The organism is Cupriavidus sp. SK-3 (assembly GCF_000611145.1).
Taxonomy (GTDB): domain Bacteria; phylum Pseudomonadota; class Gammaproteobacteria; order Burkholderiales; family Burkholderiaceae; genus Cupriavidus.
The window spans coordinates 26,489-41,252 of record NZ_JFJV02000273.1; the positions used below are offsets into that span (position 1 = coordinate 26,489).

General features: G+C 67.0%; 12 protein-coding genes. 6 read left to right on the top strand and 6 right to left on the bottom strand.

The annotated features are described in order from the left end of the window. Positions 1-26: 26 nt before the first annotated feature. The 5 genes from CF70_RS29880 to CF70_RS29900 form a co-directional block, all read right to left on the bottom strand. The gene (locus CF70_RS29880) at positions 27-962 is read right to left on the bottom strand and encodes an SDR family oxidoreductase (protein ID WP_035874170.1); all 936 of its coding nucleotides are present in this window, start codon (positions 960-962) and stop codon (positions 27-29) included. Between the two features lie 47 nt (positions 963-1,009). Further along, positions 1,010-1,999 carry a Bug family tripartite tricarboxylate transporter substrate binding protein gene (locus CF70_RS29885; protein WP_035874174.1) on the bottom strand — a complete coding sequence of 330 codons (990 nt, stop codon included), beginning with the start codon at positions 1,997-1,999 and terminating at the stop codon, positions 1,010-1,012. A gap of 90 nt (positions 2,000-2,089) precedes the next feature. Further along, entirely contained in the window at positions 2,090-3,277 is a 1,188-nt protein-coding gene (locus CF70_RS29890) for a lipid-transfer protein (protein ID WP_035874178.1), read from the bottom strand. Between the two features lie 34 nt (positions 3,278-3,311). After that, a complete protein-coding gene (locus CF70_RS29895; RefSeq protein WP_035874181.1) occupies positions 3,312-4,451 on the bottom strand; it encodes an acyl-CoA dehydrogenase family protein in 1,140 nt (379 codons plus the stop codon). A 183-nt stretch (positions 4,452-4,634) separates the two neighbouring features. After that, positions 4,635-7,412 (bottom strand): LuxR C-terminal-related transcriptional regulator, encoded by a 2,778-nt coding sequence (locus tag CF70_RS29900; RefSeq protein ID WP_035874184.1) that lies wholly within the window; start codon positions 7,410-7,412, stop codon positions 4,635-4,637. Between the two features lie 260 nt (positions 7,413-7,672). Between CF70_RS29900 and CF70_RS29905 the strand changes: the two genes are divergently transcribed. The 6 genes from CF70_RS29905 (at position 7,673) to CF70_RS29925 (ending at position 12,796) form a co-directional block, all read left to right on the top strand. Beyond that, entirely contained in the window at positions 7,673-8,836 is a 1,164-nt protein-coding gene (locus CF70_RS29905; RefSeq protein ID WP_035874187.1) for a CaiB/BaiF CoA transferase family protein, read from the top strand. A gap of 46 nt (positions 8,837-8,882) precedes the next feature. Beyond that, a complete protein-coding gene (locus CF70_RS29910) occupies positions 8,883-9,392 on the top strand; it encodes a PaaI family thioesterase (protein WP_081862420.1) in 510 nt (169 codons plus the stop codon). Positions 9,393-9,437: 45 nt separating this feature from the next. Continuing rightward, positions 9,438-9,733 (top strand): hypothetical protein (locus CF70_RS38440; RefSeq protein ID WP_235185266.1); only part of this gene is annotated, 296 nt, incomplete at its 3' end. Positions 9,734-9,854: 121 nt separating this feature from the next. Next, positions 9,855-10,823: a Bug family tripartite tricarboxylate transporter substrate binding protein gene (locus tag CF70_RS29915; RefSeq protein WP_035874189.1), complete on the top strand. Its 969-nt coding sequence runs from the start codon at positions 9,855-9,857 to the stop codon at positions 10,821-10,823. Between the two features lie 231 nt (positions 10,824-11,054). Next, entirely contained in the window at positions 11,055-12,200 is a 1,146-nt protein-coding gene (locus CF70_RS29920) for a porin (protein ID WP_035874192.1), read from the top strand. A gap of 224 nt (positions 12,201-12,424) precedes the next feature. Then, positions 12,425-12,796, top strand: a complete 372-nt coding sequence (locus CF70_RS29925) for a c-type cytochrome biogenesis protein CcmI/CycH (protein WP_051649233.1) — start codon at positions 12,425-12,427, stop codon at positions 12,794-12,796. Between the two features lie 16 nt (positions 12,797-12,812). Here the strand turns inward: CF70_RS29925 and CF70_RS29930 are convergent, their stop codons facing one another. Then, positions 12,813-14,702: an FAD-binding protein gene (locus CF70_RS29930; RefSeq protein WP_035874252.1), complete on the bottom strand. Its 1,890-nt coding sequence runs from the start codon at positions 14,700-14,702 to the stop codon at positions 12,813-12,815. Between the last annotated feature and the right edge of the window lie 62 nt (positions 14,703-14,764).

Below are 14,764 nucleotides of genomic sequence, written 5' to 3' on the forward strand. Positions count from 1 at the left end.
GCTGCGGTGCGGTCGGGCAGCGGGCCTTATGCACCCGTCACCGGAATCTCGCCGGACGTGTCGGCGTTGGCCGCGGCCTGCCGTACCAGCCCGGGGATCCGCGCGCCCAGTTCTTCGGCCAGCCAGCGGCCCTCTTTCTCCATGCGCGGGCCGGCATGCCAGCCCTCGGCCACGGTGATGCGGCCGCCGCGCACGCCGAACACGCGCCCGGTGATATCGCTCGATTCGGTACTGCCCAGCCATGCCACCAGCGGCGCCACGTTGCCGGCGTCCAGCGGATCGAAGCCCGGCGCGGCGCCGGCGGTGAACTCGGCGCGCCTGGCCGCGAAGATGTCTTCCGTCAGGCGGCTCATCGCGGTCGGGTAGATCGCGTTGACCGTCACGCCATAGCGGTCCAGTTCGCGCGAGGCAATCACCGACATGGCGGCAATGCCCGCCTTGGCCGCGCCATAGTTGGCCTGGCCCGCGTTGCAGTACAGGCCCGACGACGAGCTGGTATTGATCAGGCGCGCCACGCGCTGGCGGCCCGCCTTGGACTCCTCGCGCCAGTAGGCGGCGGCATGGCGCGACGGCGCGAAGGTGCCGCGCATGTGCACGCGGATCACCGAGTCCCAGTCTTCCTCGGTCATGTTGACCAGCGTGCGGTCGCGCAGGATGCCGGCGTTGTTGACCAGCACATCCAGCCCGCCGAACTCGCGGATGGCGGCGTCGATCATGTTCTTCGCGCCGGCCCAGTCGGCCACGTCGTCGAAGTTGGCCAGTGCCTCGCCGCCCATCGCCCGGATCTCCGCGATCACTTCCAGCGCGGGTCCGCTGGCCGCGCCCGAGCCGTCGCCCTTCCCGCCCAGGTCGTTGACAACCACCTTGGCGCCCTGCCGCGCGAACTCAAGCGCGTACTCGCGCCCGAGGCCCCGGCCAGCGCCGGTGATAACGACTACGCGATCCTTGCAAAGCTGTTGCATGGCGAATCCTTGATTCCTAATTCTGTTGGCGGGTTGCGTTGCGGCGCTCAGCGCGCGCTGACGTCATAGGTCTTGACCAGTTGGCGGTAACGCACCGTTTCCGCTCCGATCATGGTGGCCATCTGCTTGCCGGACTGGCCGATCACGTCGGCATATGCGGTGCGTGCGGCAAAATCCTTGAACTCCGGCTTGTCGATCACCTTGAGCAAAGCCATTTCGAGCTTGTGCGCAATGGGTTCCGGGGTCTTGCTGCTGACGCCAAAGCCGATCCACACGGAAAGCTCGTAGTTCGGCAGCCCGCTCTCGCGCACGGTCGGCACGGCCGGCAACTCCGGATGGCGGGCCTTGCCGGTCACCGCCAGCGGCCGCAGCTTGCCGGCGCGGATGAGCGGCAGCGCGCCGCCCACGTCCAGCAGCGCAACGTCCACCGAACCGCCCATCAGGTCCGACTGCACCTGCGACGCGCCCTTGTAGGGAATGTGGTTGAACTCCACGCCCGCCATCTGCTGCATCTGCAGCCCGCCCAGGCGGTAGTGGTAGCTGTAGTTCGCCATGCTGACCGAACGCGCCTTCTTGCGGGCCGCGCCCAGCACGTCGCCGAAGGTCTTGAAGCCGGAGCCGGCACCCGTCACCAGCACCGAGGTGCTGCGGATGGCGCTGGCCAGCGGCCGGATATCGCGCTGCGGATCGTACGGCAGGCTGTCATGCACCAGCGGGTTGATCACCATGGAGCTCGGCGTGATCAGCAAGATGCTGTAGCCGTCGGCCGGCGCGTTGAGCATGCTCTGCACGGCGATCAGCGTATCGGCGCCGGCACGGTTCTCCACGATGCCGGGCTGGCCCAGTTCCTTGCCCACCTGGTCCGCCACGAAGCGGGTCACGGTGTCGGAGCCGCTGCCCTGCGTCAGCGGCACGATAAAGCGCAGCGGGCGCGACGGAAAGCTGTCGGCCGAAGCGGCTGGCGCCGCCAGCGCCGGCGCCAGCATGGAGATGGCGAGGCCAAAGCCAAGCAGGCGCAACGGTAGAGAGAACTTCATTTTTCTGTCTCCTGTCTGGGTGCGGCCGCCGGCTCAGGTCGGCAGGCGGCTCGCACCTTGTCCTTCATGTCGGGCAGGTGGTGCCCTTTGTCAGTTCTTGCCGTACAGCGTCACCACGCAGGCGCCGCCCAGGCCCAGGTTGTGCTGCAGCGCCAGCTTCGCATCCTTCACCTGACGCTGTTCGGCGGTGCCGCGCAGCTGATGGGTCAGCTCGTAGCACTGCGCCAGCCCCGTGGCGCCCAGCGGATGCCCCTTGGAGAGCAGGCCGCCCGACGGGTTGACCACAACCTGGCCGCCGTAGGTGTTATCGCCGTCCATCACGAACTTCTCGGCGCCGCCTTCGGGGCAGAAGCCCAGCGCTTCGTAGCAGATCACTTCGTTCTGCGCGAAGCAGTCGTGCAGTTCGCACACGTCGATGTCTTCCGGCCCGATGCCTGCCTTCTCATAGACCTTGTTGGCGGCAGCGCGCGTCATATGCGTGCCGACATAGTTCAGCATCGACGGCGGATCGAACGAGGCGGGCGGATCGGTGGTGAGCGACTGGGCCAGGATCTGCACATCGGTGCGCAGGCCGTGCTTTTTGGCGAAGCGTTCCGACACCAGGATGGCGGCGGCGCCGCCGCAGGTCGGCGGGCAGGCCATCAGGCGGGTCAGCACGCCGGGGAACAGCACCGCGTCGTTCATCACGTCTTCGGTGGTCACCACCTTGCGGAACAGCGCCAGCGGATTGTTGGCGGCGTGGCGGCTGGCCTTGGCGCGCACCGCGGCGAAGGTTTCCAGGCGGGCGCCATAGCGCTGCATGTACTCGCGCCCCGCGCCGCCGAAGGTGCGCACCGCCTGCGGCAGGTGCGCCATGTCGGCGGTCAGGCCGTGCATGATCGGCTGGAAGCGCGCGCGGGTGACCGGGCGGTCATCCCAGTGGGACTTCAGCGCGCCGGCCTGCATCTGCTCGAAGCCGACCGCCAGCACGCAGTCGGCATCGCCCATCGCGATGGCCTGGCGTGCCAGGTACAGCGCGGTGGAGCCGGTCGAGCAGTTGTTGTTGACGTTGACGATGGGGATACCCGTCATGCCCACCTCGTACAGCGCGGTCTGGCCGCAGGTGGAGTCGCCGTAGACGTAGCCGGCAAAGGCCTGCTGCACCAGGTCGTAGCCGATGCCGGCGTCGGCCAGCGCGCGGAGCACGGCTTCGGCGCCCATTTCGGTATAGCTCAGGCTCGCGCCGGGCTTGGCGAACGGGATCATGCCCACGCCGCCAACTAGTACTTTTTCGCTCATGATGGTTTCCTGGTTCTCTGGATGACGGTAGGACTTAAAGCTTGCGGGCGATCAGGTCGCGCAGCACTTCGCTGGTGCCGCCGAAGATGCGGGTCACGCGCATGTCGACGAAGGCGCGCGCGATCGGGTACTCCAGCATGTAGCCGTAGCCCCCGTGCAGTTGCACCATCTCGTCGATGCACTTCCACATGGTCTCGGTAGCGAAGAGCTTGGCGATGGCCGCCTCCTGCAGCGTGAGCTTGCGCTCCATGTGCTGGGCGATGTAGTAGTCCACCATGGTGCGCACGGCCACGGCCTGGGCCTTGACGTCGGCGAGCTTGAACTTGGTGTTCTGGAAGTCCCACACGGTCTGGTTGAAGGCGCGGCGGTCCTTGACGTATTGCACGGTCAGTTCGAGCTGGCGCTCCAGCCTTGCCGCGCAGTACACCGCGATGATCAGGCGCTCCTGGGGCAGTTCTTCCATCAGGTGGATGAAGCCGCCGTTCTCATTGCCGATCAGGTTGCTGGCAGGCACGCGCACGTTGTCGAAGAACAGCTCGGCGGTGTCGGCGGCGCGCTGGCCCACTTTCTCCAGCTTGCGGCCGCGGCGGAAGCCCTCGCGGTCCGCTTCCACCATGATCAGGCTCACGCCCTTGGCGCCGGCCTTGGGGTCGGTCTTGCAGACCACCACGACCATGTCGGCATTCAGGCCGTTGGAGATAAAGGTCTTGCTGCCGTTGATGACGAAGTCGTCGCCGTCGCGTACGGCGGTGGTGCGGATCGACTTCAGGTCGGAGCCGGTGCCGGGCTCGGTCATGGCAATCGCCAGGATCTTTTCGCCGCGGCAGATCGGCGGCAGCCATTTGCGCTTCTGCTCCTCGGTGCCCAGGCGCACGATGTACGGCGCCGTAATGTCCGAGTGCACCGAAAAGCTTGGGCCTGAGATCCCGGAACGGTGGTACTCCTCGGCCAACACCGCCGAGTGGCCGAAATCGCCGCCGCCGCCGCCGTACTCCTCGGGGACGGTCACGCACAGCAGGCCGTCGCGGCCGGCCTTGAGCCAGGTCTCGCGGTCGACCAGGCCGTCCTTGTCCCACTGTGCCTGGCGCGGCAGGCATTCGCGCTCGAAGAACCGGCGCGCGGTTTCCCGCAGCATTTCATGGTCGTCGCGATAGACGGTGCGCTTGATTTCCACCAGAAGCTCCTCATTGGTCGGTTGCGAGGCCAGCGTCTGTCGCGGTGAGTCCGGACCGGGGATCGCTGCCTTGATGGAAGTATTCTGGTTGCCGGGCGGGGAAAAGTACCTACCCCGGTGGAGTAGGGGTAGGTGCCGCCGAGGGTGGCGAGGGTGGCGAGGGTGGCCTGCTCGGCCGGTGCCCTAGCGGGTGGGGTGGGCGTGCTGCGGTTGCGCGGTCTTGTAGTCGCGCATGCGGGCGACCGCTTCGTCGCGGCCCGACACGTCGAGCTTGCCGTAGATGTTCTTCAGGTGCCACTTGACGGTGTCCAGCGAAACGCCGAGGACCCGTGCGATCTTCTTGTTGGGCAGCGCCTGCGCAAGCAGGCCTAGCACTTCGTTCTCGCGTTCGCTGAGCGTATCGATCACCGGGTGAGCCGGAAGGGACACGGACGGCGCCGCCTCCTGCCCGGCTGGTGCCGTCGCCGCCATCAGCCGCTGCGCGTAAAAGCCAAGCACCGGGTCGAACCCCTGCTCCGCCGGCAAGGCTTCGAGCATGTCACGCAAGCGCGGCGATACGTCCAGCAGGCTGCGCATCAGCCCGAGCCGATGCCCGAGGCGCAGCGCTTCGACGAGGTGCCCGCGGGCGCCTTCGGGATTGCGCCGGCCTTGTTCGGCAAACGCCATCTGCAGCCGCAGGCTGGCCACCCGGCACCAGCGCCCGCCGGCTTCGGAGAGCGCGTTGAGCGGCGTGAGCCGCGCCATGGCGCCGTCGAAATCGTTGCGGTGCAGGCACATGCCGATACGCGCCAGCTGCGCGCAGACGCTGATCTCCCAGGCGGTGCTGCGGGCGGCGCCCGCATAGCGGGCAGCGAGCGCTTCCAGGCGCAACAGGCTGGCGTCCGCCTCGTCGATCTCCCCCGCTTCCAGCAACCAGCGCGAGCGCAGGCAAAGCGCGTTCGCCAGCAGGCGGTCGACACGATGGCGCGCAGCGTAGTCTTCCAGACGCGCCAGGCTGGCCCGCGCCTCCAGCCGGCGCCCGCCCTGCCAGTGCGCGTTGGCCAGCACCATCAGGCCGCGCAGCACGGTATCCGGGATCGAGACGCGCTCCAGCACGTCGATCCGCTTTTCCAGCAACTCGCGCGCGGCATCGACATCGTTGAGTTCATAGAGCGCCTCGCCAAGCAGCGCCGCGGCCATGCAGGCAATGCCGATGTAGGCCGGGCCCTGCTGCTCGGCCTGCGCCAGCACGTCGCAGAAGATGCGCTCGGCCAGCAGGAACTGTCCTTCGGCCGCATGGGTCATGCCGCCCATGCAGCGCCCCAGCAGGACGCCGCGCGGCGCGCCTCCATGCAACGCGCCCTCCTCCAGCACCTTGCGCGCCTGCTTGTACTCGCCGCGGTGGATAAACATCCACGACAGCACATTGCCGCGCCCGGCGTAGGTGAAATCGTCAGCGTCGGGCGGCACGCGCTGCAGTTCCGGCAACAATGCCACCACCGAGTCGGTGTCGTCGCGTTGCAGCGCCAGCCCGCCGCGCAGCAGTGCCAGCGCATAGCGCTGCCTGGGGCCGAGCCGTTCGTGCTGCGATGCCATCTGATCGATGCTCTGCGTCAGCGCGTCGATCTCGCCGGCATACATCTGCAAGTGGGCCAGCACCAGATGCAGGTCGAAGCGCGCCGTGACCTGCTCCGGCGGCAGCTGCCGCACCAGCCCCGCAAGCTGGCTGAGTTCCCCGCGCGCCAGCAGGGCGTGCGCGCAGGTTTCCACCAGGTCCGCCGCCGCGGCCGCGTCGCCCGCCTGGACCGCATGGCGCACCGCTTCGTCGATGTGCCCCTGCGCGCCGAACCAGTGCCAGGCCGCCGCGTGCAGCGTGTGCTGCTCCGCCGGCGGCAGCTCCGCCAGCCGGGCCAGCAGGACTTCGCGCAGCAGCGGATGCAGGCGGTACCAGGTTTCACCGTCCTGGCCGCCGCCAATCTGCGTGATGAAGAGGTCGTCCGCATCAAGCCGGGCCAGCCTGGCCGCGATCTCGCCGGCGGCATCCGGGCGCCCCAGCAGCGTGGCGCACAAGGACGCGCAAAAGCGGTTGCAGACGGCCATGCGCGTCAGCAGGTGCAGATCGCCGCTGGCCAGGCGCACCAGCACCTCGCGTTCGAAATAGCTGGCAAACGCCTGGGCGTCACGCACCTGCACCCGTGCAAAGCCTGCCCCCTGCTTGCCCTTGAGATCGATCGCGAACAGCTGGAGCCCCGCAGCCCAGCCATCGGTCAGCTCGTGCAGCACCTGCGCGTCGCGCTTGTCGATGCTGCCAAGCTGTTCGCGCAGGAAGCGCTCGGACTCCTCGGCGGAGAAACGCAGGTCGCGCAGGTCGAGTTCGGTCGCCAGGCCCTGGTTGCGCAGGCGCGCCAGCGAGAGCGGCAACGCGTTGCGCGAGGCCAGGGCCACGTGCAGGTGGGGCGGCGCGTAGTCGAGCAGCCAGCGCAGCGCCTGGAATATCCGGGGATCGTCCAGGAGGTGGACGTCGTCCAGCATCAGCACCAGTTCCCGCCGGCGGCTTGCGATGCCGCGCACCAGCGTGATCACCCAGTGCTCAGCCGCGGACTCGTCGCCGTCGCGCCCCATCAGGATTTCGGCTTCGCGCACCATCGCCGCGTCCACCGCGGCGAGGCTCGCCAGCAGTCCATGGAAGAAGCTGGTCAGGTCGTTGTCTTCGGGCGCCAGCGAGAGCCAGGCCACATCGAAGTCCAGCGTCAGCAGGGCCTGCCGCCAGGCGAGCAAGGTGCTGGTCTTGGCGCTGCCCGCCGGCCCCTGGATCACCACGCAGCGCTGGCGGCGCGCGTCCACCAGGCGCGCCATCAAGGCCTCGCGGGGCATCAGGTGGCGCGCCCCGCGCGGCGGAGTGAGTTTGGTGGGCGTGATTGGCTGGACCGGGCGCTCGGGTGAAGCGCGCGTTCCCGCCAGCTGCTCGCCGGAGTCGGACATGCTGGGAAGCCTTGTAAGCGCTGCTTTCCGGGTGGAGGGCAGCGCGCTATCGCGAAGGGATCTGGTGCCTGGATTATAGGGGCCGGATATGCCTCTCCGGGCGCCCGGCGTGGCCGCCTACCCGATGCGGGTAGGTCCGCGCATGGCCGCAATTTGTTCTACTTTGCCCCATGACGCCGGCGGCATTTTCCCGCTCCGGCCCCTTCCAAACCGGCCAGGACGCCCCGCCGCGCCCGGCCAGACCGTTCACAGGATCAGCAATGGGTGTACTAAGCGGCATTCGCGTAGTGGAGTTCGAGGCAATCGGGCCGGGCCCGTTCGGGGCCATGTTGCTGGCCGACATGGGCGCGGACGTGCTGCGCATCGACCGGCCGGTGGCGCCCACCGACCTGGGCCCCAAGTCCGCCACCGGCAAGCGGGTGGACGTGACGGGCCGGGGCCGGCGCTCGGTCACGCTCGATCTCAAGCAGCTCGAGGCCCGCAACGCCGCGCTGGAACTGATCGAGCGCGCCGACGTGGTGATCGAGGGCTTCCGGCCCGGCACCATGGAGCGCCTTGGCCTGGGGCCGGACGTGGCGCTGGCCCGCAACCCGAAGGTGGTGTACGGGCGCATGACCGGCTGGGGCCAGACCGGGCCCATGGCCGAGCGCGCCGGCCACGACCTGAACTACATCGCCCTGTCGGGCGTGCTGTCCGGCATCGGCCGCGCGGGCGAAGCGCCGGTGCCGCCGCTGAACCTGGTGGGCGACTATGGCGGCGGCGGCATGCTGCTCGCCCTGGGCGTGGTTGCCGCCCTGCTCAATGTGCAGCGCGGCGGCAAGGGCCAGGTCGTGGACGCGGCCATGATCGAAGGCGCGGCGCAGCTCGGCGCCGTGGTCTGGGGTCTGCTGGCTTCGGGCAACTGGCGCGAACAGCGCGCCAGCAACCTGCTGGACGGCGGCACCCCCTGGTACGACAGCTATCGCACCAGCGACGGCCACTACATGGCGGTGGGCGCGGTGGAATCGCGCTTCTATGCCGAACTGCTAGAAAAACTCGGCCTGGCCGGCAAAGACCTGCCCAGGCAGCATGACCGCAGCGGCTGGCCGGTGTTGCGCCAGCATTTCGAAGCCGTCTTCCTGACCCGCACGCGCGACGAGTGGTGCGCCCTCTTCGAAGGCAGCGATGCCTGCGTGGCGCCGGTGCTGGGCTTCGCCGAAGCGCCCGATCATCCGCAGCACCGCGCCCGCGGCAGTTTTGTCGAAGTGGCCGGCGTGGTGCAGCCGGGGCCGGCGCCGCGCTTTCTCGGCACGCCGTCGGAAGTCACGGGGCCCGCGCCGGCACGCGGCGAACACGGCGCCGCCGCGCTGCGCGACTGGGGGTTCGACGCACAGTCCGTGGCGCGCCTGCGTGAACTGGGCCTTGGTTTCCTGCCCGACGCGTGATGACGGCCCCGCGACGCCGGGCCGCCCTGACCATAGAGTGAATTCCATGTCTCAATCGCAATCTTCCGTGGCCGCAATCCTGCCCCATCGGGATCCGCAAGCCCGCGGCGTGCCGGCCGGCTTCGAGCCGCTTGCCGGCGCCAGGGGCTTCATGCGCCATTGTGCCGATTTCTACCTGCACGCGGAGCGGCCGGTGGTGGGCGTGCGCATCGCCGACGAACACCTGAACGCCATCGGCATCGTGCACGGAGGCTTCATGGCCATGCTGGCCGACAGTGCGTTCGGGATCGTCATGGTGCGCCGCTTCGGCACCCTGCAGCCTCGCACGCTGCATCTCAGCGTGGACTATCTTGGCCCGGCACATGCCGGCGACTGGGTGGAGGCGCACGTGGACATGCTCAAGCAAGGCCGGCGCGTCGCCAACGTGAACTGCCGGATCATGGTCGGGGATCGCACGGCGCTGCACGCCGCCGGCTTGTTCTACCTGGGCACCAGCGATGGCCGCCCGGACCAGACGGCAAGGGTTTCGCCACTGGGAGGGCACGCGCCATCCTGAGCGCTATCTCCCGCGCCCCTCCCTTCTGGCGGGGGCGCGCGCATCTTGGTCAACGTACGCTGGCCTGAGTCGCCAGCGGTCACGCATGTCTGGCCACCGGCCCGCAACGAAGCACAAACCGGGCGGCGGGACAGCCCTTTCCGTGTCTCCACCTTGACGGCGCTCGATGCCGGCAGGGTCTTGATCTCCGGCCTCGTGGCCGGAGTTCTTTTTTGGGGGCATGAAACACACCCCGGCCCGTCGCGTCTCGCGCAGGCGCAACTGAAACGCACGGCGGCGCCCATCGGGTTCACCCGGATAGTGAAATCCCGCCCCGCCAATATGGCTGGGTACAGCCCCTCNNNNAGCCCTTCGCGCATCCCCTACCGTCGCACTTGGGCAGCCCTTCCGGCCAGCACGGCGTGACCACGCCGACCCCTGTCAGGCCGGCACCACTCCTAACTCACTGCGAGGTCATGCCAAATGCGTAAGAAGACTCTCTTTGCCGTTGCCGTTCTTGCCTGGAGCGCGCTTTGCGGCGCGCAAAGCTATCCCGCGCGCACCATCACGTTCGTCGTACCCGCGCCGCCCGGCGGCGCAACGGACACCATCGCGCGCGCACTGGCCGACGATATGGGCAAGCGGCTGGGCCAGACCATCATCGTCGACAACAAGCCTGGCGCCGCGGGCATGCTGGCCGTCCAGGCGGTGACGCGCGCCGCGCCGGATGGCTACACGCTGCTGATCACGCATTCCGCGCCGATCATGAACACACCGTATCTCTACTCGCACGTCTCTTACGACGTGCGGCGCGACCTGGCCTTTGTCTCCGAGATCTGCATCGGCCAGATCGTGTTCGCGGTCAATAGCAAGATCCCGGTCAGGAACATGCAGGAGTTTTTCGACTGGGCCGCGCAGAACAAGGGCAAGGTCAGCTATGGCTCCTATGGCACCGGCAGTTTCCCGCATCTGCTGGGCGCCTACCTCAACCAGTCCCGGGGGCTCGACATGGCCCATATCGCCTACAAGGGCGAAGCGCCGATGGCGCAGGACATGATCGGCGGCAACATCTCGTGGGCGATCGGCTCGGTCAGCACGCTGGGCCCGCATATCCAGAGCGGGCGCCTGCGCGCGCTGGCGATCGTGGGCAAGCAGCGGGTCAAGGCGTTGCCGAACGTGCCGACCCTTGCCGAGATCGGCCTGAAGGACCAGGAACTGAGCCCGCCCGGCTGGGTCGGCCTGATGGCGCGCTCAGGCACGCCCGCGCCGATACTGGCCCGCCTGGAAACGGAGGCGCGCGCTTCGGTCAACTCCGCGCCGATGAAAGAGCGGCTGCAGATGCTTGCGCTGGAGCCGGTCGGCAGCTCCTCGGCGGAATTCAAGCGCGACTTCGAGACGCTTGAGCCAGTGATGGCGCGACTCATCAAGTCGACCGGGGCCAAGGCTGACTGACCGCCGACTGGTTGCCGGCTGGCCCGCGTTGCGAGGAATCATCTTCCGCATTCGTCAATAGGTACTGACCGCCTGGCCGGCTTTCTGCGGGACTAATACCACCATCGCCGCGATTCACTCCCTTTTGGGTGGGTCAGAAAAAAGAGCGCCACGCTCTAATGCCATCACGGGATCCGACGAGGAGGCTGGTTCCCGGTGACTCTGAAAACAAGCACAAGGAGAAGACATAGCATGAAAAGAACATTGGTCGCGCTGGCGGCGTTGTGCGCAGTGAGCGGCGCAGCGCAGGCACAATCGAGCGTTACCCTCTATGGCGTGATCGACGCTTCCGTGGAGTACGTCAATCGGGTGGCTGCATCGCCGGCAACACCGAACGCCGGCGGCTACCGTTTCGCGCAACCCGGCGTCGGCGGACTTTCCGCATCGCGCTGGGGCTTGCGCGGCGTGGAAGATCTCGGCGGCGGCAACCAGGCGCTGTTCGTGCTGGAGAGCGGCTTCCAGCCCGATACCGGCAACCTGCAGTCGGGCGTCCTGTTCGGGCGCCAGTCGTTCGTCGGGTTGCAGAACAGCGCCTACGGAAAGATCACGGTGGGCCGCCAGTACACCAGCTTCTTCGATGGCCTTGCCAACTTCTCGCCGCTGCGGTTTGCCGCCACCTATGAACCGGGCATCTGGTGGATGGGCCTGAACTACCGCGAAAGCAATATGGTCAAGTACACCGGCCAGTTCGGCGGGCTCCAGGCCGTGGCCCATTACTCCTTCGGCACCGGCGTCTCGGTACTGAACGCCAGCACTGCGCTGGCCAACGGCGGCGCCGGCGAGACGCCCGGACACTTCAGCGACAACACCGCCTTTGGCGCCTCGCTGCAGTACCTGAGCAATGGATTCGGGGCGTCGCTGGCCTATGACGAATGGAGACCGGCCGTGACCACCGGGCAGCCCGGCACGGTACGCAAGTTTGCCGGCGCCGCGAGCTACACTACCGGCCCGCTCAAGGTCATGGGCGGCTATCGCTGGAACAAGGCTGACTTCAGCAACGGCAGCACGCTGCTGCGCGACGACTACTGGTGGGCTGGTGTCAACTACCAGGCCACACCGGCCCTGGGCTTGTCGCTCGCCTACTACTACGCCGACGTGAAATCCGCGCGCGCGGCACCCGGCGCGCCGCAGACCAACCCCGCCAACATGCAGCAGTACAGCTTTATCGCCGACTACAACTTCACCAAGCGCACGGACGTTTACCTGTCCGCCGGGTACGCACGTAACGGCGGGTTGAGCTTCGATAGCGCGGCGACTGCCTTCGCGTTCAACTATCCGACGATGAAGGGGCAGAAGAGCATGGTTGGCGTCACGGTTGGCGTGCGGCACATCTTTTGAGGTAAGCCTGGCACTGCGGAGCTGACGCGGCGTGAGAGCCCTGCTGCGGCGAGCGCCTACCCTCTCCCCCGGTTGCTCTCCCGCAGCGGGAGAGGGGAGAAAACCGGGAGTCGAGTCAGACCACGGGCGACACCGCGGCTGCCATCCGCGACTGGGAACACCTGTCGCGCCTGCTGCCGCCCGGCTCGCAGACCGCGCAGAAAATCGCCGCCAACCTGGCCGCCGTGCGCGGCAGCGACAAGGCGGCGGCGAACGCGGCGGTGACCGGCACGGTTGCGCTGGGCGCGCTCGCCGGCAAGGCCCCGGCGCCGCGCGACACGGTCTTCATCTTCGCCCGTGCGGTACAGGGCCCGCGCATGCCGCTTGCCGTACTGAAGCGGCAGGGGCGCGACCTGCCAGTCACGTTCACGCTGGACGATACGCTGGCGCTTTCCCCGGCCAACCGCCTCTCTGCTCATTCCGAGGTCATGTTAGAGGCGCGCATCTCTCCCGGCGGAACCGCGATGCCGCACGCCGGTGACCTGTTTGGCCAAGCCGGTCCGGTTGCTTTGGGAAGCAGCGATGTGTGGATCGTGATCGACAGGACGGCCCCCTAGGTACTAGGTAGCTGGATCAGCCTGGCTTGCCCGGCAAATTCGCGTCTCCCAGCAGCGCCGCCACGAAACTACTGCGGAAACTGCCCTTCGGATCGCAGGTTCGCCGGTAGGCGTCGAAGGCCTTGGTTCGAGCGCTGCGGCGCTTCGCGAGATCCTGCAGGAAAACCGGGTTGAATGGCGGCGAGAAAGTTCCGGCAGGTTGACCCGGGTCATAGAAGCCGAACATCTTGCCGGTATGCGGCATGCCTCCCAGCGCAACCCAGGCTCGCTCGATGTCCGCGAAGAAATGGAGCAAACGGTCGGGGTACTCGGACGCCGCGACGGCCGGCACGTACCCGATAAGGTCCAGATTGACGAAGGTTGCATTGGGGGTGTCCGTGTATGTCCCGGCCAATGCGGTGTTGCCGCCGCGGACGAAGCGGAATTCCATCGGTGCAACCACCAGGAAATCGGTGGAACTCCTGATACGAGCCATCACCGCATCAAGGCCCTGCCAGGCCTTGCCGAGCCCCGCGTCGTCGAGAGCAGGAAGCTCGATGAAATAGGACATGAAGATCACGCGGGAGGCCTTTGTCAGCCATAAGTCAGAGTAGACAGCCGTGGCCTGATCGAAGAGCGTTTCGACAGTCAGGTATCCGGCATCAATGATCGCGCTCGCAGCGGTTGTGATTCCAGCATACTGCGCCGCGATGAGCGGAGGCTCGATGATGGGCTCCAGCGGTATCAGGTAAGGAGCGCCGAAGACATCCTCTCCCGCCAGGGTGCACGCATCCGGGACGCTTGGCTTCAGGTTCGGAATCTTCGTCGACGGCGACGCGACCACGTCCCACCACAAGACGAGAAAATTGCTGTTGTACGGGTTGAGGAAGGACTCAACGCGGTCATGGCCCGCGAGCAGCGTCTTGAACTGCGCGATGAAGGCCGTCTCATCCGCACACGTAATCCGGCTGTTCTTGCCCGGGCTCAACGTCGTGGCCCACGGACGTGGCAATACATCGACGGTGACGGAGGTGACGACGCCCAGCACACCGAGAGAGACGCGCGCGAACTGTATGGGCGACCAGCCATCCTTTGCCGGAGTCTGTGTGTCGATGGTCTTCACCTGGCCATCCGGGCCCATGATGCTGAACGCCGAGGCCGTTTCCGCGAAGATCGGCGCGTTGATTGTCGCCCCATGCACATCGACCGCCGTCATCCCGCCAAGGCTGAAGAAACCGCCCGCGGTAACGGTCTTGAGCATCATGTCGTTGGCGGTCAGGAACGCATCCAGTTCATCTTCGCGGACGCCGGTATTCACCGTGACCGTGCCTTCCGCCTGATGCAGCACGATCGACTGGTCGCCGCCGGGACCGAGGTCCTTATAGCAGGAAAGGTCGATGAGCCACTGGTCGGGAGCGGGGGCGAGGCGATTGTCCTCGGCGACCAGCGGCGGCTGCGCATGCCGCTGGCCGGAAACACGAACCGTCGCGCCAGCCTGCACTGCCTGGCGTACGATGCCCTGGAGTTCTGCGCGGCTCGTCGGAGAGAAGTAGTATTCGCCATCGATCGTCATCGTATGAACGATGTTCTGCGCCCAGTTCCTCCACGGCAGTGGCAGAACACGGAAGTCCAGGGTCGTCCCCGTGACCTCATAAGCGGCCAGCCTGCCGTTATTCGCCGGCTGCACCAGGGGCGTCCCCCGGTTACTTGCGCCCAGAACCGCGGAAACGTAGGGCGCCACCCCAATCGCGTCTGCCGGGATCCCGATCGATGAAAGTGGAGGACTCACCTTGTACAGGCCGTTGTCGAAGTTGCCGCTATTCCAGTCGGAGGTATGCCAAATTCCCTTCGAATCGAACCATTGAATCGAAAAGTTCATCTTGAAGATGCCATTGTTAAGGCAACCAATTTTATTGACTTGTCTCATGGTCATTCCCTCCGGCGATCCATCAGGCTGTTATATGAAAACTGGACGATCGGGCAAGGTGA